Consider the following 23,978-nt stretch of genomic DNA (forward strand, 5'->3'; position numbering starts at 1 on the left):
AGGGTGGTGTGACGGAGGAATGGATTGGCGCGTCCGCAGGACGTGCAAGCCGGAATGGACGGTGGTGCATACGCAGGTGGCCTCGCTGCGCTCGGCTCCGCGGACACCTGCGTGGTGGCCTGGGCCGGCGCGGGCGGCACCGTCACCTCCAAGGCCCCTGGCGGGGGAGACTGATGCGTCACTTTCCGCCGCCGTCCTCGGTACGCGGCCTGGCGCTCGGCGTGCGCATGCCGTCCGTCTCGGGTGCGCTGGTATCGCCGCCCGGCCGCGCGCACCGACTCCGCACGCGCCAGCACCCCGCACCTGCGCTCGCAGTAGCGCTGCCCCCTGTCGCACCGGCTGCACAGCTGAAACAGCCTCCGGCACTCCGGCCGCCCGCACACCACCAGACGCAATGACTCCACGCACACCTTCCCGTGCGCGCCGACTTCTGGCGCCGCGCCGCGGAGTGCGCTACCCCTCCCTCACCGGCTCGCCCCTCTCGCACACCAGGGCGCGCCCCCAGGAAGGCCCTCCAGGTGTCGCTGGTGGGCCTTCTGACTTTTCAGGACGCGCGCAGCCCCGGACTCCACCGGCTCGCGCTCCTCTCCTCAACTTTTCGGCGGCACCCAGCGCTGCCCCTGGCAGCAGAGCTCTCGAACTTCTCGCCGTCCATGACCAGAAATCCGCGCTTCCTGGTGACCATCAACATGTTGAAGTCGAAGTCGAAGCCGTCGAGCGTCTTGCCCGCGTCGCGGAAGGCACCCTGCTTGAGGCGGCGTTGGATGAAGCCGTCGCTTCTGCGAGTCAACTCGTCGTTGACGAGGGCGGAGAGGAAGTCGAGTGGAGCGAGCTTCTCGGCTTGCGCCTGGAGGATGCGGCCCTCGACGGCCTGGGCTATTCCGGACAGGCGCAGGGTGGTGAGGGCGCGGGTGATTTCGACGAGATTCATGTCTCGGTGTCTCCTGGGTGAGGGGTGGGCTGAGTCAGACGGGCGATGACGTCGCGGTAGTGGGTGAGCTCGCGGATGAGCGGGTCGACCTGGCGCAGGGTGACGGGAGTGGGCGTGCGTCTTTCGAGGTAGCGGCGCACGAAGCGGTAGGTGGGGACGCCCACCTCGAGAGCCACCTCGCAGGCGTCGTCCAGGGCAGCGGCGCCGTGCTTCTTCACCAGGGACAGCACGCCCAGGATGCGGCGGATGCCCACCTCTCCTTCTCGGCGGTGCACCTCGGCGCAAAGGGCGGCGACGCCGCGTCCGGCCCTGGCGGCGCGCTCGAGAAGTTGCACGGTGGTGCGCGGCGCGTGGGAAGGCCTGTCCTCCTCGCGTGTGCGGTGGTGGCCGCGAGGGGCCCGGGTGTGCTCCCGGAGCAGTTGCCCCGTAGCGGGCAGCAGCAGGCGGACGTGGAGGCTGTCCCACTGCACGTGCAGCTTGCGGCCGATGTGTCCCGGGGGCACCGAGTAGTACGCGCCGTCCACCTCGACGTGCCCGTCCAGGTGCACCACTCGCTCACCGTAGGCGTAGTAGCGGAAGGGCTCCACGGGCAGGGCCAGCAGCCATGGGCGCTCCTCGCCGAGCATGGCGGCCACCTGGCGCTTGGTGGTGCCGTGGATTCGGGTGTTCCGCCCACTTCGCCTCCCACGCGTCGAGGTAGGCCTGGGCGGCCTCCAGCGACTCGAAGCGCAGGCCCTTCAGCGGCGTGCGCTGCGCGTGGCCCACCGCAGACTCCACCTTCCCCTTCCTGTCCGGGTGGCGGACTCGGGCCGGCAGGGCCGTGGCCCCGTAGTGGGCCAGCACGTCCCGGAAGAGCGGATTGAGGGCCGGCTCGTAGACGTCGGGCGAAAGCACCCCCTCACGCAGGCTGTCCAGCACCACCGTGCGCGTCACGCCTCCCAGCCGCCGGAAGGCCTCCTCGTGCAACTGCGCCCACGCGCGGCTGGAGGACTTCCAGCACAACAGCCGCACTGACTTGCGGCTGTAGCCCAGCGTCATGACGAACATGCGCGTGCGCCGGTATTTCCCCGTCTCCGGGTGGCGCACCATGGGCCCCTCCCCATAGTCCACCTGCGCTTCCTCGCCCGGCGCTGTGTGGATGACGGCCTTGGCCTCCGGGCCCTGGCTGTCGCGCAACGCCCGGACGAAGCGGCGCACGCTAATGTAGCTGCCCGTGTAGCCCTGCGTGTCGACGAGCTCCTCGTAGATGGCGCGCCCGTTGCGGCCCACCTCCAGCCGCTGCCGCACCAGCTCGACGTAGGGCGCGACGATGCTCGCCGATACGTGCCGGACTCCGGCTCGGCTGCGCGGCATGGAGTCGGTGGTCCCCTCATTGGCCGGTTTTGCTCCGGCGGCCTCGGCCTCCGGCTCACTCGCCTCGGTGGTCCCCTCATTGGCCGGTTTTGACTTGCCCCACCGGCGCGGTGGACGGATGCCCACGCCCGCGGCCTTCAGGTAGCCGCTGGCCGTCTCTCGGCGCACCCCCGTCGCGTCCTCGATACGTCTCAGACTCCAACCCAACCGCCCCAGGGCGATGACCTGCTGCTTCTTCTCGTCGCTCAAGACGTTGCCCATCCCCCGGGCGGACTCCACGTCCTACCCGGGCGTCAACGTCTCGGCCCTCCCCATTGGCCGGTTTTCAGGCGACCTTCATTGGCCGGTTTTGGGTGACCACTGAGGCACGGCCCCCGCCGTCGTCACCAGCGTGCGCAGGTAGCTGCCATTGCGTACGTCCATCCGGCCCACCATCCGCTGCCACCGGCCAGCCCCCACCAACTCCCTCACCTCTTCCTCCAGCAGCGCCTCCAGCGTCATCCGGATGGCTCCGCGGAACAGCGCACGCAGGTCGGCCTGCACCTCTTCGTGCGCCGGGGCTTCAAACTCGCTAACGTCCACGTCGGGGAACTCCTCGGCTCCTCTGCCAGGAGGAGACCGGCTCGGTTGGTTTCACCGAGGAGCTTCCCTCTTTCCCGCTCGTCCCTCCTCGCCATCTACACATTTATAGGGACACGACCCTGCCCCCGTCCGCTTGCTTCAGCTTCAGCCCTCGATTCGTAACCGTCCGGCCAGTGATGTGGCGCGAGAGGTTGCAGGCGGACGAGGAGCGTGTTCGGCGGGCGCCGCGACGAGCGAGCTGTTCAGATGCAGAGCTGGAGAGGTGAGTTGGGCGGGTCGGCGATACGCCGTCGCTTCCACTCGTGGGGCAGCAGTTCGTCGATGCGGGAGTTGGGGTGCGTCTGAACGCGCAGCAGGACGTCCGCGAGGTATGCCTCGGGATTGACTTGGTTGGCCTCACAGGTGGCCACCAGCGCGTAGAGACCGGCCAGGTTCTCCCCCGCGGCCTCGTGGCCGACGAAGAGAAAATTCTTCCTCCCCAGGGCGGCCTTTCTCAGCGCCGCCTCCGCGCGGTTGTTGTCCAGGGGTAGGCGCTCATTCTCGACGAAGCGCGTGAGGGCCGCCCACTGCTTGAGGGCGTAGGAAATAGCCTGGCCCAGCGGACTCTTGGGTGGGTGCCGCGGCGTCTGTTCTTCAAGCCAGACGTGCAGTCGCGCGAGGACGGGGGCGCTGTGCAATTGGCGCAGAGCGCGGTGGGCGGCGGTGCGCACCACGTCCGCGCCTCTCGCCTGGGCCTCCACTCGGTAGAGTTCGAGGATGAGGTCCATGGCATGGCGCGCTTCGGGCGCGGTGGCCAGCGCGTCGAAGAATCGGCGGCGGCAATGCGCCCAGCAGCCGACGCGCACCCGGCCCTGGGGCAGCGTCACCGCGTTGTAGCCGGTGTATGCGTCCACCACGAGCGCACCCGAGGTACCTCCCAGGACTTCCTTGGGCGTCCTGCTCGCCCGGCCCATGCTGAAGCGGTAACCAATGAGCCACTCACCGGCTTCGTTCTGGGTGAGGAAAGTCCAGAGGTAACCCAGCCGCGTCTTCTTCACGTCCAGCACGCGCAGAGGCGTCTCGTCCGCCCACACCACGTCCGCGGCTGCAATGCATTGCAGCAGGTGCTGCGACAGCGGCAGCAGCACCGAGGCGGCTTGGTGGAAGAGGTCCGTCAGCGTGCTGCGACTCATGGGGACGCCACTGCGCTCAACACGTTGGGCCAGCCGGTGCAGCGGCATGGCGTCGGCACACTTCGACGTCACCACATGCGCGATGAAGCCCGGGCCGTACTCGCCCCTGTCCACTACTCTGGCCGGAGGCGGGGCGGTGACGACGCCCCGGCCGCACGCGCACGCCAGCACTTCCTGCACGTGCACTTGCTTCTCGAAGCGCGCCGGCACGTACTCGTACAGCACCGAAGCGCGGCCCTTGCCCAGTGGCTTCATGTCCTCGCCGCCACACGCAGGGCAGCGGCGCTCCTCGGTTGGCACCGCGTGGCGAATCTCCCGTGCGGGTGCCTCCTCCGCCTTCCGGGAGGCTCTCTCCCGGCGCTTCTGCTTCGCGGCCTCGGCCCGGGCCGCCGTCGAGTCCGCGTCCCCTCGCAGCTCGGCAGCCACTGTCGGCAACTTCTCCGCCCTGCGGCCGAAGACGTGACGCTGCAGGGCCGCCAACTGCCCCTTGAGTGCGTCCACCTCCCCGCCGATACGGCTCACCTCGGCCTTGAGTTCCTCCGCCTCCTCGCGCCAGGGGCAGAAGTGGTCTTGAGGGAGCTCTCGAGGCACCCAGCTTCAACATGCCTCCGCCACGCTGCGTCCCGGGCCCGGCGCGTCAGGTGCCCGTGCGCCCGGGAGGCGTCCAGGCAGGCTGGCGCCTCACCTGCGCCACGTCAATGCCGTCCAGCAGCATCGCCAACTGCGTGGCGTCCAGGTGCACCACCTGCGCGCCCGCGTCCACCGGTGGTAGGCGGAAGCGGCCCGTCTCCAGCCGCTTGTACAGCAGCACGAAGCCGCCTCGACTCCACGTCAGCACCTTGACTCTGTCGCCCCTGCGCGAGACGAAGGCGAAGAGGTGCCCCGAGTAGACGTCCTCGCCCCATGCGCTGCGCACCAGTGCCATCAGGCCGTCAATCGACTTACGCATGTCCACCGGCTCTGTCGCCAGCACCACGCGCACCGAGGCTGGAAGGGCAAACACTGCCTCACCGCCCCAGCGCGGCGACGAGCCGGGCCACGTAGTCGACGTCGGTGCCCTCCTCGAAGCGCACCCGCGCTCCGCTCGCCGTTACCACCTCCAGCATCGACTCCGTCGCCGTGGGCCTCGTCGCGACCTCCACCGGCAGCAGGCGCACTACCTCTGCCTGACTGCCGTGCTGGCGTCGGCGCCGGTACACCCACGACTGCAACGTGCTGAGCCGCACGCCTCGCTGCGAGGAGAACGCTTTTTGCGTCAGTCCGCTCGCCTCGAAGGCTTCGGCGACCCGGAACCACTCCTGCTTCTCCACCGGCTTTGACATTCCCACCAGGGTCCTCGGCGCCGACTCCTCACTCAACGCCTCTCAGCACGTCCTTGGCCGGACGGATACCTCGATTCCGAGCGTGTGGCCTCATGCTTGGGGAACACGTGCGCACTGCCCGTTAATCTCCTCCCGGTCAGAGGACTAAACCCGGGAATGCGTCTAGGCACAGCGGACAATTTCAGGAGGCACAGCAACCTGCGGCCATGATGATTTCATGATTTGTGCAGGGCCATAGCAGACGGCAGACTCTTTCATCACATGGCTCCGCTCGCACATCATGCGGCTCGCCGCCGCTTTCCTCCTGCCGGCATATTCGCATCGCACCGCATTGCCATATCAAAGACAAAGGCAGCCTGGGCCCCACACAAAGCAGAAACGTACAACGGCTGCTCGGTGCGACTGTGCATTAAGCCCTACTCCGCATCGGGGGGGGGACGAAAGAGCTATATCGTACTTGCAATGCAAGGTTCGCACGCCTTCGAATTCCCGTGTCTAGGCAGTCCCGAGGATGTCCCGATGGGCAGCACCACGACCATGGCCAGCAAGAAGAGCCTGACGGTACGCACTGCGCGGGACAAGCGCACCAATCGTCTGGGCATCACCGCTAGTCTGCTCCCCAATTTTCGCACCACCTTCGCGTCAAGACTCGACGAAGCCCCATAATCAGCAGCCGGAGTCCACCAAAGGCCCACAACAACAGCCCAGCCCCATGCAACCAGCACAAGCACTTAATTCCCGCCTGAAGACGGCAATCAAATCAACGCAAGTCCATTCCCCCAAAGGACACCAGAAGCCCCCGACAAGGTTGCTCTGTACGCGCACGCCTGTTAGTGATGCAGCACTGCACGGTGCGCACCGCCCTCTTTTTTTGGAGAATACGCACATGCATCAGAATCAGTACGGAGGATTCACTTGACATCCAACCGCGCATTAGCCCGAACTCCTGTATTCCCGAATTGGAGACTGCTGCCATCCTTGCTTGTTGTACTTAGTTTCGGATGCGGCCAAGTTAGTGCACCTACTTCGGAGATCGCCCCCCGACAAGTCGTCCACCCCATGGATGATGAAGTCTGGTACGGCAACTTCACCTACGTTCGTGAAGAGTGGGAGGAAAGCGACTCAACCTCCTCTGAGGGGTGCGTCACCGAGCGCATAGCCAACTCAAGCAAAGGCGTCACCATCATTGATGTCACATCTGGAGAAACAGGCGCCACTCTCAGACTCACACGCGATGACACCAGCCGAAGCACACACGACTACAAGTATTGCAGCCAATGCGCGGAAAAAACAGTTACCACATCGAAATACTACGTGGACGAATCTGTACCCGCCTATGCTTATGCCGACATTATTCTCGACGAGAATAAGGAGGCGTTCATCAGTGTAGTTCCCGACGAACTCATCCCCTATGCCTACAATAGGAAGACAGTCCAAACTGGCTGTAACGGAACGACCGAGACCTCTCAAGAGATTAGCGATGATATTTATGCCGAGCAGTGGGAGGCCGGCAGTTGGACGAATGGCCCCACCCCAGGTAGCTATGTCGTTTATGGGTCTCGCACTGGTACCGGAGAATTGGGCCCCGGCCACTACTATCGTGAGTCGGTAACGTGGCGTTTCTCAAACAGACCAACAGTGCAGTTGGTTATTGATGCCATTGATGGCGCCACTGGAACTCCTTTCGACTCCTGGCGACCTAAAGCCATGCTTTGGGACGGAATAGGCACAGAACCCACTCAAGCTGGCGCCACTCTCAGGCTTGAGGCATCTATCGTCCCCTTTCCTGGAACTTCTACGCAACCACTTCCCAAAGCCACGAAGATCACATTCAAGCTACTTAACTCCTCTACGGTGCCGGGGACGACCATGAACTCGCCCCTTGAAGGTGCCCAGAACAGCCCTCGAGATCTTCAGTTTGAACAGGCTCGCAATGCACTACCGGAGCGTGTGTTCGTCAACATGGACACTGTACACACTCCGCCAGGAGTGCATGAAAGCGCCACCGCCATTCTTTCATCCTTTGACTGGGGCGCATATGGCGAAGTCACGGCGGAAGCGCTTCTTGAGGACGGTTCAACGCTGACTGCTCGCTTCCGCAACAGCGGAGAGCCCATGCGCATTCCCAAGAGGAATGCTCTGTCGTACGTCGCCGATTCATGGAAAGCTTCTCGTGGAGTGTTCGACTTAGAGGACTCCGCAGATGACGAGGCCTTCACAAGCGGTGGCGATGGGCACACAGGAGACGGACTTACGCTCTATGAGGAGTATCGAGGATTTACTGCCAACGGCACAAGGGTAGAGGCAGATCCTCTAGAAGTCGACTTTCACGTCTACAATGGCTTTACTTCGGGAGCCCCCACTCTCAGGGAAAAGGTTAATGAAGGGATCGCACTATTCGGCAATATCACTGGAATGAATATCCACAGCTACGGCTCAACCGACTTCTTATTTTCCGACAACAATGAAGACAATGACCCCAGCAAGCGAATTATTAACTTCAATGCACTCACAGCAGGGAATCGACATGTCACAAACCAGCACTTGGTACCAATCTACAGGTCGGACACCATAAGCAGCGTAACATCCAATACTCATTTTGGGCCAAGCAGTCCTGTTAATATTTCCCGCATTGAAATGGCATGGGGCTTAGAGGGCGACGAACTGAGGTGGTCAGTTGCACATGAACTCGCCCACTCTGCCAACATCCCACATCATGGCGACCATGGAGCACGGCTGGTCTACTGGGAGCTCAGCGTGAGTGGTACAGTCCGTGAAAAACCGACAGCGACCTCCAGCGATGAAACTCTCATCGAAGTCCGTTCTGAAGCAACAGGCACAATCCAAACCGTCGCCCCAATGGGGTATAAGTTTGTATCCAACCCGATAACAGACTCGCAGCAAGGCAGTCTCTTCGGCGGAGACGAGACATGCTTAATGCGCCAACCCTTCGCAAGGGCCGTCCACTGGGCAAGCTGGCCTGACCGACGCTACATCTTCGACTCTGAGCCCAGGGGGACATCTCTTTGCGTTGACGGAGTCGGCAAGAATTTCAACACATATCGAGGCTTCTATTCCAATGGAGATCAACGACAGTCGCGTCACGGGAATGCAGCCCCGGCCCGAGGGGGCTGCAGTCATCGCATCTGCATCAATGATCTCCATGCGCACCCCATACGGAATTCGCCATGACTATACTACGAGCGTTTCTTGTTGTGACCTTGCTTCTGGGAGCTTCCGGCAATGCGCAGACTCCATCCACTCTCCCTGCATTAAATGGGGAGAAGAGCGAGGCCCGCCCCGCCATCCTTATCGAAGTATCTCCTGCCAGGCTTTATCGAGGCTGGCCGCTTGTCGTCACCGTCGGACTTCGTCATGCCAATCGGAGAAAAGATCCTGCGGCAGGAAGCGCCAAAGCTCTCGTTATCCGCTCGCAAGGCGGTGATCTGGGACGACTGTTCCGTTTCGAAAAGGTTCGCTTTAACAAGGACTCCGGTCGACAGGAGACGATCACGCTGCCACTGAATCAACTTGGTGCCGCCCCAAAAGAAGTCTCGCTCCATCCAGGCGATGACGCCGTACCCATCGCTCGTTTTGGGCTACCGGCGGAAGAGACCGCAACGCTCACTCCGGCGACCTACATCATTCGCGTTCACCTCAACTCAAGCATCGGAACCTCTGCCGAAAGCTGGCACGGAACCGCGTGGGATGGCACCGAGCTTCAGATTCATGATGAGCCATCACAACTCACTGAGAGTCTCGCTTGCGCAAAGGTCTTAGCCCAAGATGAGTACCTCCAGGGAATAGGCGCAAAGCAAAAGGCCCATGATGTCTTGAATGACTTCCTTTCCAGGACTCCTGACACCCTCGCAAAAGCCTGCTGGGTAGCGCGCGCGAAGAAACACGAAAGAGAGGGCAACCTACAAGCCGCAGGCGACGACTATTGCAGGGCTGCAAAGGCCGAAAATGAAGCGCTAGCCTCGATATCCCTGAAGGCCGAGAACGGCGCATCTGGACCGACCGTCAGTTCACCTCGCTATGCTTTGATTTGCCAAGAGTTCAAGCGTAGGTTTGCCGCCCCTGCGGCTCCACCCTCGAATCCGTAGGCACCAAGGCGCATCGAATACAATTTTCACTCAAAGCAGTGACTACACTGCATAAGCTCCCTCTGCCAGGGCCGCGAGCGGCACCGGCACCGTGGGTTCGTCTGCCTTGGCTCTAAACTGTAATTCGGAAGGAGCCTTTCTCCCCCTCTTGTTGAATGAACAAGAGGGGGAGAAACGAGACTCTTCATGCAGGAGCCATCAGATATTGAAGCACGGGAGCCGGACGTGCTGCAGGTGGGCCGCCCGGCTGCCAAGCTGGAGCCAGGAGGGGGACGTACTGACGGTCGCTGCTAATACGTGCAACTGACTCGACTTCCGGCCAGTAGCACCATGGGACGTAGTTGGTGTAGCCCCCTGGAGAGTCGGACAGGCTCGTTCGGCTAGAAAGCGAGTCTGACAATGGAGAAGAAGACCCAAAGGGAGTTACGGAAGGAGCTGCGGGGAGCAAGCGTCACCGCCGGTCCCCTGGGCAACGCGCGTCACCGCGCCGTTAACGAGGAAACACCCGCCCGTCCCACAAGGCAGTCGGATTGACGGGACACTGCACCTGACCGCACCGTGGAGAACCCCAGCAGTCCGACGTTCCTCCTTTGTCAGGGGCGTGCGCCATGCCATCTGCCTCGTCCGTGCGCGGCATCGACCATGTCGGCATCACCGTGCCGGACCTCCAAGCAGCAACGGCCTTCTTCATCGAGGCCCTTGGCGCCGAAGTCCTCTACGACAGCCTGGCGAAAGACCAGCCGCCCCAGGAAGGCCCGGACCTGCAACGGCGCCTGCGCTTCCTCCCCGGCTCCAGCATCCGCGCGATGCGGCTACTCCGGCTCGGCAACGGCCCAAGCCTCGAGCTGTTCGAATACGCAGCCCCCGAGCAGCGCCCACCAGCCCGCCCCAACGACCTGGGCATCCAGCACCTGGCCGTCTACGTGGATGACATGGACGCGGCGCTCGCGCGCTTCCAGGCGGCGGGAGGCGAGGTCTTCTCGAGCCCCTACGAACTGCCAGCACTGGAGAAAGGCCCGGGCAACGCCTTCTGCTACGCCCGGGCCCCCTGGGGCACCATCATCGAGTTCATCACCTACCCGTCGCCCCAGCCCTACGAGCAGCAGACCGCGCTGCGGCGCTGGAAACCGCCGGAGCGCGGCTGAACCTCCATCACAGCGCCGCGCGGACCGCCTTCATCGCGCCGTCGTAGTCCGGCTCGTGCGTCATCTCCGGGACAATCTCCCGGAACACGACCTTGCCCTCACGGTCCACCACGAAGGTGCTGCGCGCGAGCAGCCCCAGCTCCTTCATGTACACGCCGTACTTCTCACCGAACTCGCGGTCCTTGTAGTCCGACAGCGTGGTGACGTTCTGGATGCCCTCGGCGCCGATGAAGCGGCCCAGCGCGAAGGGCAAGTCCAGCGTGACGAACCACACCTTCACGTCCGGCCCCAGCGCCGTGGCTTCCTTGTTGAACGCGCGAAGCTGCGCCGCGCACACCCGCGTGTCCACGCTAGGCGCCACGCTCACCACCACCACGCTGCCCTTCACGTCCGACAGCCGCACGGCGTCGTTGAGCCCCTTGAAGACGGTGAAGTCCGGAGCCGCGTCCCCCACCTTCACCTCGTCCCCCACCAGCGTCACCGGCTGCCCCTTGAACGTGACGATGCCCTTGTGCTCGGCCATGGAATGCCTCCTTCTCCGGAAAGGGGCGCGGACTACTTCACCAGCAACGCCGCGCCAATCAGACCGCTGTCGTCTCCCAGCTCCGCGTCCGCGATGAGCAGGCCCTCGCGCGACGTCGTGGAGGACCAGGCGCGCACGCCCTCCTCCACGCGGCGCCGCAGCCCCGGGCAGTGGCTCAGCACGCCGCCCCCCAACACCAGCCGCGCCGGGTTGAGCATCGTCACCTGGTTGGCCACGGCCAACGCCAGGAACTGCGCCGCCCGCTCATAGACTTCACCGGCCGCCACGTCGCCCGCCTCCGCCGCCTTCTCCAGCGTCACCGGCGTGATGCGCGCCGGGTCTCCGCCCGTCAGCCGAGCCACCTCCGGCGCATTGCCGCTCGCGAGCAGCTCCCGCGTCTGCGCGATGAGGTTGTGGCCACCGACGTAGGCCTCCAGGCACCCCAGCTCACCACAGCCGCAGCGGCGCCCTCCGGGAACCACCTTGATGTGGCCCAGCTCGCCCGCCACGCCGCCACCACCGTCCACGAGCCGTCCGCCCGCGATGATGGCGCTGCCAACACCCGAGCCCACGAACACCACCAGCATGTCCTGCGCGCCCCGACCCGCGCCCGCGTGCAGCTCACCCCACGCCGCCGCGGCCAGGTCGTTTACTACACGCACCGGCTGGCCCAGCCGGTGCGTGAGCAGCGCGCCCAGCGGTACGTTGCGCCAGCCCAGGTTGGGAGCCACCGACAGCACGCCCGAGTCCTTGTGAATCTGCCCGGCGGCCGCCACGCCGCACGCGCCCAGAGGCACACCGGCGGCCTTCACCGCGTCCGAAGCCGCCTGGGCAATGGTCTCCACGACAGCGGAGGGACTGCGCTCCACCAGGGCCACCTTCGAGGCGGCGATCAACTTGCCTACCTCGTCCACCACGGCGGCGCGGGCAAAGGTTCCCCCCAGGTCGATTCCGAGCGTTGGCATGAGCGCGTCCTCTCAGGGCTTCAGCTTGGAAACCAACGCGGCCGCCAGCCCTTCCACTTCCTTCTGGCGCGCCTCGTCCTTGAGCTTCCCGTCCGGGGTGAAGGCATCCGACACGCGGGCCATGTGCACCTGCGTGGGCAGCACGTGCGCCCCCACGGAGGCCATCACCTGCCGCAGGTGCGGCTGCATGCGCGCGGTGCCGAAGACGCCGGGCGTGGCGCCCATCATCGCCACCCACTTCTCCTGGAAGAGCCTGCCGGGCGGGCGGGACACCCAGTCGATGGCGTTCTTCAGGCCTCCAGGAATGGAAGAGTTGTACTCCGGGCTGGCGATGAGCAGGCCCTGGGCCTTGCCCAGCCGCTCGCGCAGTTCCTCCACGGGAGCAGGCAGGGCCTTGGCCTCCACGTCGCCGTCGTAGACGGGCAACTCCAGCGTCTTCAGGTCCACCACATCCACCTCCGCGCCCAGCGCGCGGGCGTGGGCAACGGCGATGGCCAGGAGCTGGCGGTTGAAGCTCCCCGTCCGGAGGCTGCCACTGATGGCGAGGATGCGCGGCGTCGTCATGTCAGCCCCCGACCTCGACCTTGACCTTCTCCACGGTGCCCTCGATGAGGGCCTGGATTTCCTTGAGGCGCTCGGGCGTGTTGGCCTCGAAGCGCAGCACCAGGATGGGCTGCGTGTTGGAGGCACGGATGAGGCCCCAGCCGTCGGGGAACGTCACGCGCACGCCGTCCACGTCGATGATGTCGTGGCCCGCGTCGCGCAGCGTCTCCGTGGCGCGCTTCACCATCTCGAACTTCTTCTCTTCCTTCGTGTCGAAGCGCAGCTCCGGGCTGGCGTACGTCTTCGGCACGTCGGACAGGAGCTCCGACATGGTCGCCTTCTCGTGCGTGAGAATCTCCAGCAGGCGCGCGGTGGAGTAGATGGCGTCGTCGAAGCCAAAGTAGCGGTTCTTGAAGAAGATGTGGCCGCTCATCTCTCCAGCCAGCTCCGCCTGCGTCTCCTTCATCTTCGACTTGATGAGCGAGTGCCCGGCCTTCCACATGACGGGCTTGCCGCCGCGCTTCGCGATGTCGTCGTACAGCGTGTAGCTGCACTTCACCTCGCCGACGATGGCCGCGCCCGGGCTCTCCTTCAGCACGTAGCGGCTGAAGAGCACCATCAGCTGGTCGCCCCAGAGGATGTTGCCCTGGTCGTCGATGACGCCGATGCGGTCGCTGTCGCCGTCGTAGGCGATGCCCACCTCGGCCTTCTCGCGCTTCACCGCCGCGATGAGGTCCTGCAGGTTCTCCACCACCGTCGGGTCCGGGTGGTGGTTGGGGAACGTCGCGTCCATCTCACAGAACAGGGGCACCACGTCGAAGCCCATGCTCTCGAACAGCGGCACTGCGATGGCGCCGCCCGTGCCGTTGCCGGCGTCGATGACGATGCGCATCCCCTTGCGGCCCACCTTCACCGTCTGGCGGACGAAGTGGTTGTAGGGCGTGATGATGTCGTACGGCGTCACCGTGCCCGGCTTGGGCGACACCTCGAAGTCCCGCGCCTCGATGAGCTTGCGCAGGGCTTGAATCTCGTGGCTGTGGAAGGTCGTCTTCCCCGCGCCAATCTTGAAGCCGTTGTACTCGGGCGGGTTGTGGCTGCCGGTAATCATCGCCAGGCCGTCCACCGGCAGGGTGTTGGCGGCGAAGTACGTCAGCGGCGTGGGGACCACGCCCACGTCGAACACGTTGAGGCCCGTGGAGGTGAGGCCCGCGCAGAGCGAGTCCCGGAAGCGGGTGGAGGACTCGCGACAGTCGCGGCCCACCGCGATGGAGCGCCCGCCCAGGCGACGGATGATGGTGCCCAGGCCCTTGCCCAGCAGCTCCACCACCTCGGTGGTGAGGTCCTTATCGACCAGGCCTCGGATATCGTATTCGCGGAAGATGTGCGCGTTCATGAAAGTGTCCCCGCCCTCGTGACTTCCGAGGGCATGGCAGAGGGCGGCGGACTCTACACGAGCGCGGGCCAGGGGGGCACCCGGCCAGAGGGCGCCCCTGGCCCGTTGGAGGGCCAAGGGGCCGGAGAAGGCCCCCGCGCTACGGAAGCAGGACCGCAGGGGCCACGGCCCCCTCGTGGAGCACGGGGGGCAGGGAAGGCGTCAGCCCCTGCGCCCGCTGGCGCAGCTCCTGGTAATGCCTCAGCCACGACACGTTGAGCGGGTCCAACGCCAGCGCGTTCGCATAGCGAGAGAGGGCGGCGCGCAGGGCCCGCTGCACCTCCAGCGCGTGACCCTGGGTGAAGAGCGCACGGGCCCGGGCCTCCGAGCCCGGCCGGGCCGACAGGAAGGCGTGGCGCAGGGGCTCCACCTCCTCGTCCGGCAGCCCTGCTTCCACGCAGCGGGCCAGCCCGGGCAGGTTGCCTCGAACGGCGTCGAAGCCGGCGCGGCTCAGCGGCTCGCCCAGGGTGCAGCGGGCGGACTCCACCCGACCCCGCAGGGCCTCCAGCGCGCGGCGCTGCCCGGACGGCAGCGGACGGACGCGGAAGCCCTCCAGCCGGCGCAGGGCGGCGCTGGCCCGGCGGCGAATCTCCTCGAAGTCGGCGTCGGGCCGCGCCCCCAGCAGGACATACGGGTCCTTCGCGGCCTCCGCGGCCCGGGCGAGCAGCCGCGCCAGCTCCCCATCGGGACGCGGCTCCGGCCGGCGGCCCTCCTCCAACATCCACGCCACCCACTGGCGCAGCGCCGGCGCGGGCTCGGCGAAGTGGATGAACGCGCCCGCGGCCACGCCCCAGGTCCGGGCCTCGTCTCCCGTGACATGGCGGACGACGTCGCCCTCGCACGTCACGGTGCGCCCCGCGAAGGACAGCTCCACGCCCAGGCGCGCGGCCAGCGGCGGCAGCGCGCCATCCCACGCGGCGAAGAAGCCATCCACCGACACGTCGTTGGCCACCACCAGCGTCCAGCCCTCCGCGAGACTCACGCGAACGTCCAACCCCGCGGGCGCGGCGACTCGAGGGGCCGGCGCCTCCAGCACCGGCTCCGCATGGGCCGCCGCCCGCAGCGCCAGGTGCAGCGGCGTGGCACCGTCCTCCGGAATGGCCTGGCCGAAGATGGTGACGTTGCCTTCTGGCACGCGCATCTCCGGCAGCAGCAGGATGGGCGCCTGGGACACGGGCTCTGCGTCCTCGTCGAACGTGATGTCGATGTCCACCAGCAGCTCTACGTCGTCGACCAGCGCCGCCTCGCGCTCCGCCGCGCGGGCACGCGGGTCCATGCAGCGCGCCAGTTCCTCGCGGAACACGCGGGCATCCGGGAAGCGCTCGGCGGGCCGCGGCGCCAGGGCCCGCAGCAGCACCGCGGACAGCGCGGGTGGCACGCTGGGATTGAGGACATGCGGCTCCGGAGGCGCCAGCTCCCCCGCGCGGCCGATGCCGAAGGGCAGCCGCCCGGTGAGCAGCAGGTAGCCCACCACGCCCAGCGCGTACACGTCCGCGCGGCCGTCCACGACCTCACCGGACCACTGCTCGGGCGCGATGAAGGCCGGCGAGCCCACCACCATGCCGCGAGCCCGCTCCGCGGGAGACAGGCTCGAGCTGAGGATGGCGCTGGCCCCGAAGTCGAGCACCTTCACCCGGCGCTCCCCCCGCGCATCCCGCGTGAGGACGAGGTTGTCCGCGGACAAATCCCAGTGCATGAGCCCGCGCGCGTGCGCGGCCTCCACGGCCTCCAGCGTCTGCCCCAGCAGCTCCACCGCCTCCACGGGCGCCAGCGGCATGGGAAGCCGGGAGAAGGACTCACCGTCGGCGTACTCCATCAGCAGGCACGGCAGACCGCCGGGCCCCGGGCGCGCGTCCAACACGCGGGCCACGTGCGGGTGGACCAGCTCGCGCAAAGCATGCGCCTCCGCGTAGAAGCGGCGCTGCATGGCCGGCTGCGCCGCCAGGTGCGGGTGCAAAACCTTCACCGCGAAGCGGTGCCCCGTGGGGAGATACTCCGCCAGGTACACCGTGCCCAGCGCCCCCGCCCCCAACCAGCGCCGGAAGACGAGCGGCCCGTGCCGCTGTCCCTCCAGGCAGCTCGCTGACACTGCGACGCCGTCATGCACCTCCGGGCAAGACGCCCCGGCCGGATGGTCCACGTCACACCGCATGCAGGCCATACCCCACCACCCTCTGTCGCCCCGGAGCGGGGCAGGCCGTGGGGGCCTTGCAACGAGCGTGCAGAGGACCCTTGTCCACTCATCGACAGAGCAAGCCCCCAACTGACCGAGGTCACCAGTGAATCAGGGGTTCACGGCCGGTAATTCTTCCAGGGTGGGAACCGGGCGTTTCTCCAGCGCACCCGGCCCCACCTGGACGCCTACAGGTACTTCGTCAGCTTGCGAGCCTTGAGCGCCTCCACCACCTTGCGCACGTCCTGGCTCTTGTCCTTCGGCACCACGAGCACCGCGTCGCCGGAGTCCACCACCACCATGTCGGTGAGGCCCACCACGGACAGCGGACGCTTGTCGGCCAGCACCACGCAGTTGTGGCAGTCCACCACCACTGCGAGGTTGCCGGACACCACGTTGCCGTTGGCGTCGGCGGGGCGCACCTCTGGAATCGCCGCGAACGAGCCGACATCCGACCAGCCGAAGTCACCCGGCAGCACCGCGATGTTGGAGGCCTTCTCCATGACGCCGTAGTCGATGGAGGTGGAGGGCAGCTTGGGGAACACCTTCTTCAACACCGCGCCGAAGGTCCGCTTGCCCGCGGCCTTGCGCAGGGCGTCCAGGCCCTTCTGCATCTCCGGCATGTGCTTCGCGAAGGCCTCCAGGATGACGTCCACGCGGAAGACGAAGATGCCGCCGTTCCACAGGTAGTCACCGGAGGACATGTAGCCGCGCGCCGTCTCCAGGTCGGGCTTCTCCTTGAAGGCCTGCACCTTGCGGCCACTGCCCTCCAGCGCCGCACCGACCTGGATGTAGCCGTAGCCCGTCTCCGGGCGCGAGGGCTTGATGCCCAGCGTGACGATGTGCCCCGCCTCCGCCAGGTCCGCCGCGTCCGCGAGCGTGCGCTTGAAGCCGGGCACGTCCGCCACGTGGTGGTCGGAAGGCAGCACCACCATGACACCCTTGGGGTTGCGCGCGGCCACCTGCACCGCCGCCAGGGCGATGGCGGGCGCGGTGTTGCGAGCCACCGGCTCCACCAGCAGGTTCGACTTGGGCAGCCCCTTCACCAGCTTCGCCGCGGCCTTCGCGTGCAGGGGGCCGCAGACGATGAAGGTGTCCTTCACCGAGGCGAGCCCCTTGAGGCGCGCGGACGTGTCGGTGATGAGCGGCAGCTTGGAAGCCAGCGGCAGGAACTGCTTGGGCCGCGCCTGACGGGACAGCGGCCAGAAACGGGTGCCGGAGCCTCCGGCCATGATGACGGGGTAGAGGGCCATTGCGGGTGTTGTACTCCTGAGGGCCCCAGACCAAGCCGGCGGCCATGGCGGCGCACCATACCGTTTCAGCCTTGCCGGGAAAGAGGGACTGTCGCCTGCCCGCCCTCCAGACGACGAGGCCAAGAAGGGTGGTGAGAGTTTTGACCCGCCACCAAAAAGCCAGTCTCATGCCGCGCTGTTGGACTTCCTCAAGGCCAGATCCACCGGGCTGACGCTCATCCTCACCGTCGCACTGGCGTTGGGGCTGTCGCTTGCCCCGGTCCCAGACGCCCTCCGGCCCCTCCCGAGTCTCCAGCGGGGTCCCCTGCCCGAGAAGCTGGTGGCGCTCGTCCTGCCGACCTCGCTGTCGGGCGGTCGCGCCACACGTCCGCCCGGAGAAGTGATGACGGCGGGTGCGGGCGCGGCCAAACGCCCGCCGGAAGAGACGGGAGAGGTGGAGGAGCCAGCCGACGCCGGTGCCCTGGTGGCGGAGCCTCTGCCCGCGGTGCCCACGACGCCGGGCATCGGCCTGGAGGAACTGAGCGCCCCCACCCTGGCCCGCGCGAAGGACCTGGAGGCCCTGCGCGAGCGCATGGGCTCCCAGCACGTGGACATCGAGCTGAACTGCCGCAGGGCGGGGCCAGACGGGAGCTGCCTGGAGGACGGACTGGCGCCCTACACCCGGGCCCTGGCCGAGCTGCGCGAGGACGCACGGCGCACGCCGGTGCGCGTGGTGCACCTGGGCGACTCGCTGGTGGCCTCCGACCACATCACCGATTTGGTGCGCGACCGGCTCCAGGAGCGCTTCGGCGCGGGCGGCAAGGGCTTCCTCTTCATCACCCGCCCCGCCAGCGCGGGCCGCTGGACGCGCTCGGGCCGAGGCTCGGACGGCTGGGAAATCGAGCGGCTGGTGGACTCCAAGTGGCCCCGCGACCGGGTGGGCTGGACGGGCGTGGCCTTCAGCTCGGAGAAGGGCTCCCAGAGCACTCGCTATGACGTAGAGGGCTCGCGCGTGGCGGAGCTCTTCTTCCTGGCGCAGCCCGCCAGTGGCACCGTGCAGTTCTCCGTGGACGGCAAGCCGCTCCAGCGCATCCACACGCGAGGCTTCTCCAAGAACAAGTCGGAGGCGGCCTTCGCCCGTGTGACACTGCCGCAGGGCGCGAAGTCGCTGACGCTCACCACGTCCGGCAAGGTGGAACTGCACGGCATGACGCTGGAGTCGGGCACGCCGGGCGTCGTCTATGACACGGTCGGCCTGCTGGGCGGCATGGCGGAGGTGTACCTGCGCGCCCAGCCCGCCGCCTTCCGCGCGCAGCTGCGTCAGCGCAAGCCGTCCCTGGTGGTGATGATGGTGGGCGGCAACGAGGCCTTCTTCTACTCGCGCGACCGCACCACGCTGGACGAGGTGCGCGCGCAGATAAAGGAGCTGATGTCTCGCGTGCGCACCAACGTGCCGAACGCCGCGTGCCTGCTGATGGCGCCCATCGACGCGGGCGTGCGCACCATGAGCGGCGAGGTGGTTTCACGCCGGGGCACCCGGGAGATTGGCGACATCTACCGCGAGGAGGCCCGCGAGGCCGGCTGCGCCTTCTGGGACGCCTATGCCGCCATGGGCGGCGAGGGCTCCGCGATGCGCTGGCTCGAGGAAGGGCTGATGCTGGATGACCTCGTCCACCCGCGCGCCCGGGGCTCGGACTTGTTGGGCCACCTCTTCGACCTGTCCCTCCAACGCGCGTTCGCGAAGAGCCGGGCGCCGCTGGTGGCCGTGGCGGACCCGACCGGCCTGCAGAACGCGGACACCGCGCTGGCGCGCACGTTCGACAAGCTGAAGCGCCGCGAATCCGGAGAGGCCCTTCGCGTGGGCGTCGCGCAGCTCGGCGGCTCGCACACCGCTTCGCACTACTTCACGGACGTGGTGCGCGAGGTGCTGACGAAGCGCTTCGGCGACGCGGGCCGAGGCTTCATCGCCGCCGGCAAGGCGTCCCCCCGCCTGGAGCCCGCGGGCGTGACGCGCGCGCTGGAGGGCGACTGGACCATCGAGGACGCCGCCAAGGACGCGCCTCCTCCCGGAGGCCTGTGGGGACTGACGGGCATCCGCGCCGTGGGCGGGCCGGGCGCGAAGCTGCGCATCCAGTTCTGCAAGGACTGCCCGGAGGCGAAGGAGACCTCGGGCCGGTTGGATTTGTACGCGCTGGACGTGCCGGACGTGCTCGCGCCGGACATCGCGGTGGACGGCGAGCTGCTGCCGCCGGACGCGCCTCCGCCGGAGCCGTTGACCGAGCCCACCGTGCGCATCCGCTCCTTCCCTGTCACGGGGTCCTCGCACACCGTGGAGGTGACGGCGCCGAAGGACGGCAACGTCACGGTGCTGGGGGCGTCCCTGGAATACGACACGCCGGGCGTCGTGTACGACGCGCTGGGCCTTCCCGGTGCCACGGCCTCGACATTGGGGGCCATGGACGCGGCGGCGGTGGACGCGCAGTTGGCGTCGCGGCGGCCGGACCTGCTCGTGTTCTGGTACGGAACCAACGAGGCGGGCCGGTCAGGCCTGGACGCCTCGGCGCTGCGCCGGGACTACGCCGCGATGCTGACGCGGCTGCGCAAGGCCACCAACGCGGAGTGCCTGGTGATGGGCCCCACGGACCGGCTCACGCAGGACGCCAACGGCCGGTGGAGCGAGGCGCCCTCGCTGGCGTCGGTGCTGAACACGCTGCCGCAGGTGGCGAAGGACGCGGGGTGCGCGTACTGGTCGACGCGCGCGGCCATGGGCGGAGAGCGCTCCATGCTGCGCTGGCAGCGCGCGCAGCCCGCGCTGGGCCACGCGGACGGCGTCCACCTGACACCGGAAGGCTACGCGCGGCTGGCGGGGGCCTTCTCCCGAGAGCTGCTCACCGCGTACGAGGCCCACAAGAAGGCGGGCCCCACCTCGCGCGTGGAGGACAACTGACGTGCTGTCGCACAGCGTCCAGTACCTCGTCTTCGTCATCGCGGTGTTCGCCCTGTACTGGGCGGTGCACCGGCACTACTGGCCGCGCATCGGCGTGCTGCTGGTGGCCAGCCTCTTCTTCTACGCGGCCTTCACGCCCTTCCCCATCCTCATCTTCCTGGTGGGCGTCACGGTGGACCACCTGTGCGTGAAGGGCATGGGCCGCGCGCGGTCGCAGGGGGTCCGCAAGGCGCTCGTCACGGTGTCGGTCGTCTCCAACCTGGGCCTGCTCGCGGGATTCAAGTACCTGGAGATGCTGCGACAGACGCTGCTGTCGCTGCTGGCGCCGTGGGGCATCGAAGTCCGCGCCGAGCCCTTCAACCTGTTGATGCCGGTGGGCCTGTCCTTCTTCGTCTTCCAGGCCATCAGCTACACGGTGGACGTGTACCGGCAGAAGGCGAGCGCGGAGCACTCGTTCATCGAGCACCTGCTGTACCTGCTCTTCTTCCCGCGCGTGGTGAGTGGCCCCATCGTGCGGGCGTCGGAGCTGATGGTGCACTTCCGCCAGACGCCGAGCCTCACGCCCGAGGCTGGTGGCCACGCCCTCTTCCGCATCGCGGTGGGCCTGGTGAAGAAGCTGGTCATCGCGGACGTGCTGGGCGCGGGACTGGTGGACCCCGTCTTCGCCGCGCCAGAGAAGTACGCCTCCGCGGAGTGCATCGTCGCGGCGGTGGCCTACACCTTCGAGCTCTACTACGACTTCTCGGGGTACTCGGACATCGCGATTGGCGTGGCGGCGCTGTTCGGCTTCAAGTTCCCGGAGAACTTCAACCGGCCGTACCTGGCGAAGAACATCGGCGAGTTCTGGAACCGGTGGCACCTGAGCCTGTCCACGTGGTTGCGGGACTACCTGTACCGGCCGCTGGGCGGCAACCGCGTGTCGAAGCCGCGCGTGCTGTTCAACCTGATGACGGTGATGGTGCTGGGCGGCCTGTGGCATGGCGCGGACTGGCGCTTCGCCGTCTGGGGCGCGGTGCACGGCGTGGCGCTGTGCGTGTCACGTTGCTGGGAGTGGTCGGTTGGCAAGCCCGAGTCCCCGGGCATCCCCCGCGTGGCGATGGGCATGCTGACGACATTCACCATCGTCGTGCTGACGCGCGTGGTGTTCCGGGCAGCGGACATGGCGCACGCGGGTGAGTTCTACGAACGGATGATGGCGGGCGTGCCCGGCATCGCCAACGTGAGCCCGCTGGTGTGGGGCATGCTGGCCGCGGCGGTCTTCTTCCATGCCGTGCCGATGAAGCTCTACACGGTGTCGTCGGACCTCTTCGTCCGCATGCCCGTGCCGGTGCGCGCCGCGGTGCTGGTGGTGCTCGGCCTGGGCATCCGCCACCTGTCCGCGGTGGAGACGCGCCCGTACGTGTACCTGCAGTTCTAGGCGGGTAGACGTACCGTCGGCCCCTTGGCCTCTGCGCTTGGGGGTCGCGCGACAAGTCCCTGAAAACATTGGGCCTTCACGACATTCGCAGGGGTCGTGACGGTTTTTTCAGCCGCGTGTCGATCCGCGCCGGGCTTATTCGTCGCCATTTTGAACGAGGACGCAGCGCCTCCCGAACCGAAAGGAAGAACCGATGCGCGTCATGGTCATTGTGAAGGCGACGAAGGACTCCGAAGCCAATGTGATGCCCGACGAGAAGCTGATGACCGAGATGGGCAAGTACAACGAGGAGCTGATGAAGGCGGGCGTGCTCCTGGCCGGTGACGGGCTCCACCCGAGCAACAAGGGCAAGCGCATCCGGTTCGCGGACGGGAAGAAGAGCGTCATCGACGGTCCGTTCGCGGAGACGAAGGAGCTCATCGCCGGCTATTGGCTCTGGCAGGTGAAGTCGATGGACGAGGCCGTGGAGTGGGCGCGCCGCTGCCCGCCCCCTATGCCCGGAGAGGAGTCGGAGCTCGAGATTCGCCCGGTCTTCGAGGCCGAGGACTTCGGCGCCGAGTTCACCCCGGAGCTGCGCGCGCAGGAAGAGAAGCTGCGCGCCGAGCTGGAGCAGAAGCAGAAGGCGTAACTCGCGGCGGTGTGAGCTGAGTGAGGTCCGGTGCCTCCGGACCTCCTCGGGTCGTCAGAGCCGGGTGCTAATTCCTGACGAGTGCTCCCACGGGTTCGGAGCACACGCCAGGGGGGATGACATGACGTTGCGTGGAGCAGTGGCTCTGCTCTTGAGCATACTTCTCGTGGGCTGCGCGACACCGCGAGTCGTGCGCCTGGATACGGGACAGGGCGACCCCATCGTCTACATCCCGCCGAAGAACGCGAAGCCGGTTGAAGTGGACGAAGCCGCGTTCCAGAAGGTGATGACCCGGCTCGTGCTGGACATGCGCTTCTCCCTTCGCGAGGAGGCGGAGCGTCCACGGGTCCGGCTCGCCTCGTGGGACTCGGAGCCCCGGGGTGCCAGACACGACTACGGCGCCTGGTGCTCCCGCCAGGACAGTCCTGGCGAGTGCCTCACGCTCCTGGAGGGTGGCTTCTCCTTCCTGGATGCCAAGGCCCGCCGGCAGATGGCGCTCGCCTTCGCCTGGGATGGCGTGTGGGAGGGCGTGCAGGACGCGGTGAAGGAGGTCGTCAACCCGCTCGCGCTCAAGGCAATGCTGACGTCGGCGATGGCCGCGTACATGTTCCTCGTCGTCGCCCCGGAGCCCATTACCAAGGTCGTCGCTGTCGCACTGACGACTTTCGTCCTCGCCTACATCGGTGTCGACGCCTTCATGAGCCTCGTGGAGGGCTGGCACCGGCTGTCCGCGGACTCTGAACGAGCAGTGTCGTTCAAGGAGTTGGAGGACGCGGGGCACCGCTTCGGCCGAGTCATGGGAGAGAACGGAGCGCGCGTGCTCATCCTCGCGCTGACGGCGGCGCTGAGTGGTGGGGCCGCGAGCATGGCCTCCAAGGGGCCGACGCTCCCTGGCTTCGCCAGCGCGGCCCTGGCCGCGGAGACACAGGCGGGGTTCCGGCTGTCCGCGGCGATGGCAGGAGGCGTGCGCTCCATCTCCGTGGCTGAAGGGGTCATGACCGTGGGCCTTGCGCCTCACGCGGTCGCCATGACGGCTCGCGGTCCTGGAAGCGGAGATGCCCCCCGAACTGACGGCACAGCGCCCGCGCAAGTACTCAGCAACCAGCTTCCAGAGCGCCTTCCGAGAGAGCTGGAACTCGCGCGGAAGCTTGGGGTCCGACCCGTCAGTGTAGATTCACCCCAGTTTGCACGCTATGCCAACGAGGAACGAGTGAAGTGGGTCATTACTGAAGAGGGCCACCTGAGAATCGTTCCTCAAACATGGGACACACTCGAAATTGCGCATTCGGTCGCGAGTGGCGGGCGCCCTGTATTAGCTGCTGGTGAGGCGGAACTGGCCGTCCATGGGACCAGATACTTCGGTGTTCGAATCACGCCTCATAGTGGGCATTACATGAACGGCGCCGCCAAGGCCGTGAGCGACAGGGTACTGGAGCTCGGACGGCAAGCATTCGCTCGCTATGGCATCACGTTCCCGCCCTGACCAAGGCTATGAAAACGACTCCAT

Annotated in this window: 18 protein-coding genes and 1 pseudogene; 7 read left to right on the forward strand and 12 right to left on the reverse strand. The window is 66.8% G+C overall.

Translation table 11 applies throughout. The features are described 5' to 3' along the window. Nucleotides 1–544: 544 nt before the first annotated feature. The 6 genes and pseudogenes from OZ403_RS34345 to tnpA form a co-directional block, all read right to left on the reverse strand. A complete protein-coding gene (locus OZ403_RS34345; protein WP_268782741.1) occupies nt 545–931 on the reverse strand; it encodes an ATP-binding protein in 387 nt (128 codons plus the stop codon). Then, nucleotides 928–2,545 (reverse strand): annotated as a pseudogene (istA, locus tag OZ403_RS34350) (IS21 family transposase). Before istA ends, OZ403_RS34345 begins: the two are co-directional and overlap by 4 nt. Nucleotides 2,546–2,620: 75 nt before the next feature. Further along, on the reverse strand, nt 2,621–2,866 hold the full coding sequence (locus tag OZ403_RS34355; RefSeq protein WP_268782742.1) for a transposase: 246 nt from the start codon (nt 2,864–2,866) through the stop codon (nt 2,621–2,623). Nucleotides 2,867–3,108: 242 nt separating this feature from the next. Next, on the reverse strand, nt 3,109–4,629 hold the full coding sequence (gene tnpC / locus OZ403_RS34360) for an IS66 family transposase (RefSeq protein ID WP_268782743.1): 1,521 nt from the start codon (nt 4,627–4,629) through the stop codon (nt 3,109–3,111). A gap of 46 nt (nt 4,630–4,675) precedes the next feature. Then, nucleotides 4,676–5,041 (reverse strand): IS66 family insertion sequence element accessory protein TnpB, encoded by a 366-nt coding sequence (tnpB, locus tag OZ403_RS34365; RefSeq protein ID WP_140787624.1) that lies wholly within the window; start codon nt 5,039–5,041, stop codon nt 4,676–4,678. A gap of 4 nt (nt 5,042–5,045) precedes the next feature. After that, complete coding sequence (tnpA, locus tag OZ403_RS34370) at nt 5,046–5,360, reverse strand: IS66 family insertion sequence element accessory protein TnpA (protein ID WP_140787622.1); 315 nt, start codon at nt 5,358–5,360, stop codon at nt 5,046–5,048. A 1,059-nt stretch (nt 5,361–6,419) separates the two neighbouring features. Between tnpA and OZ403_RS34375 the strand changes: the two genes are divergently transcribed. The 3 genes from OZ403_RS34375 to OZ403_RS34385 all read left to right on the forward strand — a co-directional run bounded on the left by OZ403_RS34375 (nt 6,420) and on the right by OZ403_RS34385 (nt 10,611). Continuing rightward, nucleotides 6,420–8,552 (forward strand): hypothetical protein, encoded by a 2,133-nt coding sequence (locus OZ403_RS34375; RefSeq protein ID WP_268782744.1) that lies wholly within the window; start codon nt 6,420–6,422, stop codon nt 8,550–8,552. After that, nucleotides 8,549–9,466, forward strand: coding sequence for a hypothetical protein (locus OZ403_RS34380; protein ID WP_268782745.1), 918 nt, complete (start codon nt 8,549–8,551; stop codon nt 9,464–9,466). The genes OZ403_RS34375 and OZ403_RS34380 overlap by 4 nt, the downstream gene beginning before the upstream one ends. 608 nt (nt 9,467–10,074) lie before the next feature. Beyond that, on the forward strand, nt 10,075–10,611 hold the full coding sequence (locus tag OZ403_RS34385) for a VOC family protein (RefSeq protein ID WP_268782746.1): 537 nt from the start codon (nt 10,075–10,077) through the stop codon (nt 10,609–10,611). Nucleotides 10,612–10,618: 7 nt separating this feature from the next. On the opposite strand, the gene tpx is transcribed toward OZ403_RS34385, so the two are convergent. From tpx to OZ403_RS34415, 6 genes are all read right to left on the reverse strand, one after another. After that, complete coding sequence (gene tpx, locus OZ403_RS34390) at nt 10,619–11,134, reverse strand: thiol peroxidase (protein WP_011556427.1); 516 nt, start codon at nt 11,132–11,134, stop codon at nt 10,619–10,621. A gap of 32 nt (nt 11,135–11,166) precedes the next feature. Then, nucleotides 11,167–12,099: an ROK family protein gene (locus OZ403_RS34395; RefSeq protein WP_140795436.1), complete on the reverse strand. Its 933-nt coding sequence runs from the start codon at nt 12,097–12,099 to the stop codon at nt 11,167–11,169. A gap of 12 nt (nt 12,100–12,111) precedes the next feature. After that, nucleotides 12,112–12,663: an NADPH-dependent FMN reductase gene (locus OZ403_RS34400; protein WP_140795437.1), complete on the reverse strand. Its 552-nt coding sequence runs from the start codon at nt 12,661–12,663 to the stop codon at nt 12,112–12,114. Nucleotide 12,664: 1 nt separating this feature from the next. Next, on the reverse strand, nt 12,665–14,035 hold the full coding sequence (locus tag OZ403_RS34405; RefSeq protein ID WP_140795438.1) for a phosphomannomutase/phosphoglucomutase: 1,371 nt from the start codon (nt 14,033–14,035) through the stop codon (nt 12,665–12,667). A 139-nt stretch (nt 14,036–14,174) separates the two neighbouring features. Further along, nucleotides 14,175–16,163, reverse strand: coding sequence for a serine/threonine-protein kinase (locus OZ403_RS34410; protein ID WP_268782747.1), 1,989 nt, complete (start codon nt 16,161–16,163; stop codon nt 14,175–14,177). A 272-nt stretch (nt 16,164–16,435) separates the two neighbouring features. After that, nucleotides 16,436–17,500, reverse strand: a complete 1,065-nt coding sequence (locus tag OZ403_RS34415) for a mannose-1-phosphate guanylyltransferase (RefSeq protein ID WP_268782748.1) — start codon at nt 17,498–17,500, stop codon at nt 16,436–16,438. Nucleotides 17,501–17,678: 178 nt separating this feature from the next. Between OZ403_RS34415 and OZ403_RS34420 the strand changes: the two genes are divergently transcribed. The 4 genes from OZ403_RS34420 to sitA5 all read left to right on the forward strand — a co-directional run bounded on the left by OZ403_RS34420 (nt 17,679) and on the right by sitA5 (nt 23,954). Next, nucleotides 17,679–20,426, forward strand: coding sequence for a GDSL-type esterase/lipase family protein (locus tag OZ403_RS34420; protein WP_268782749.1), 2,748 nt, complete (start codon nt 17,679–17,681; stop codon nt 20,424–20,426). 1 nt (nt 20,427) lies between these two features. Then, nucleotides 20,428–21,843, forward strand: a complete 1,416-nt coding sequence (locus OZ403_RS34425) for an MBOAT family O-acyltransferase (RefSeq protein WP_140857303.1) — start codon at nt 20,428–20,430, stop codon at nt 21,841–21,843. Nucleotides 21,844–22,036: 193 nt separating this feature from the next. Continuing rightward, nucleotides 22,037–22,471 (forward strand): YciI family protein, encoded by a 435-nt coding sequence (locus OZ403_RS34430; protein WP_140795443.1) that lies wholly within the window; start codon nt 22,037–22,039, stop codon nt 22,469–22,471. A gap of 121 nt (nt 22,472–22,592) precedes the next feature. Continuing rightward, complete coding sequence (gene sitA5 / locus OZ403_RS34435) at nt 22,593–23,954, forward strand: SitA5 family polymorphic toxin (RefSeq protein ID WP_174258964.1); 1,362 nt, start codon at nt 22,593–22,595, stop codon at nt 23,952–23,954. Nucleotides 23,955–23,978 lie beyond the last annotated feature (24 nt).

Origin of the sequence: Myxococcus sp. NMCA1 (assembly GCF_026810205.1) — a bacterium.
Taxonomy (GTDB): domain Bacteria; phylum Myxococcota; class Myxococcia; order Myxococcales; family Myxococcaceae; genus Myxococcus; species Myxococcus xanthus_A.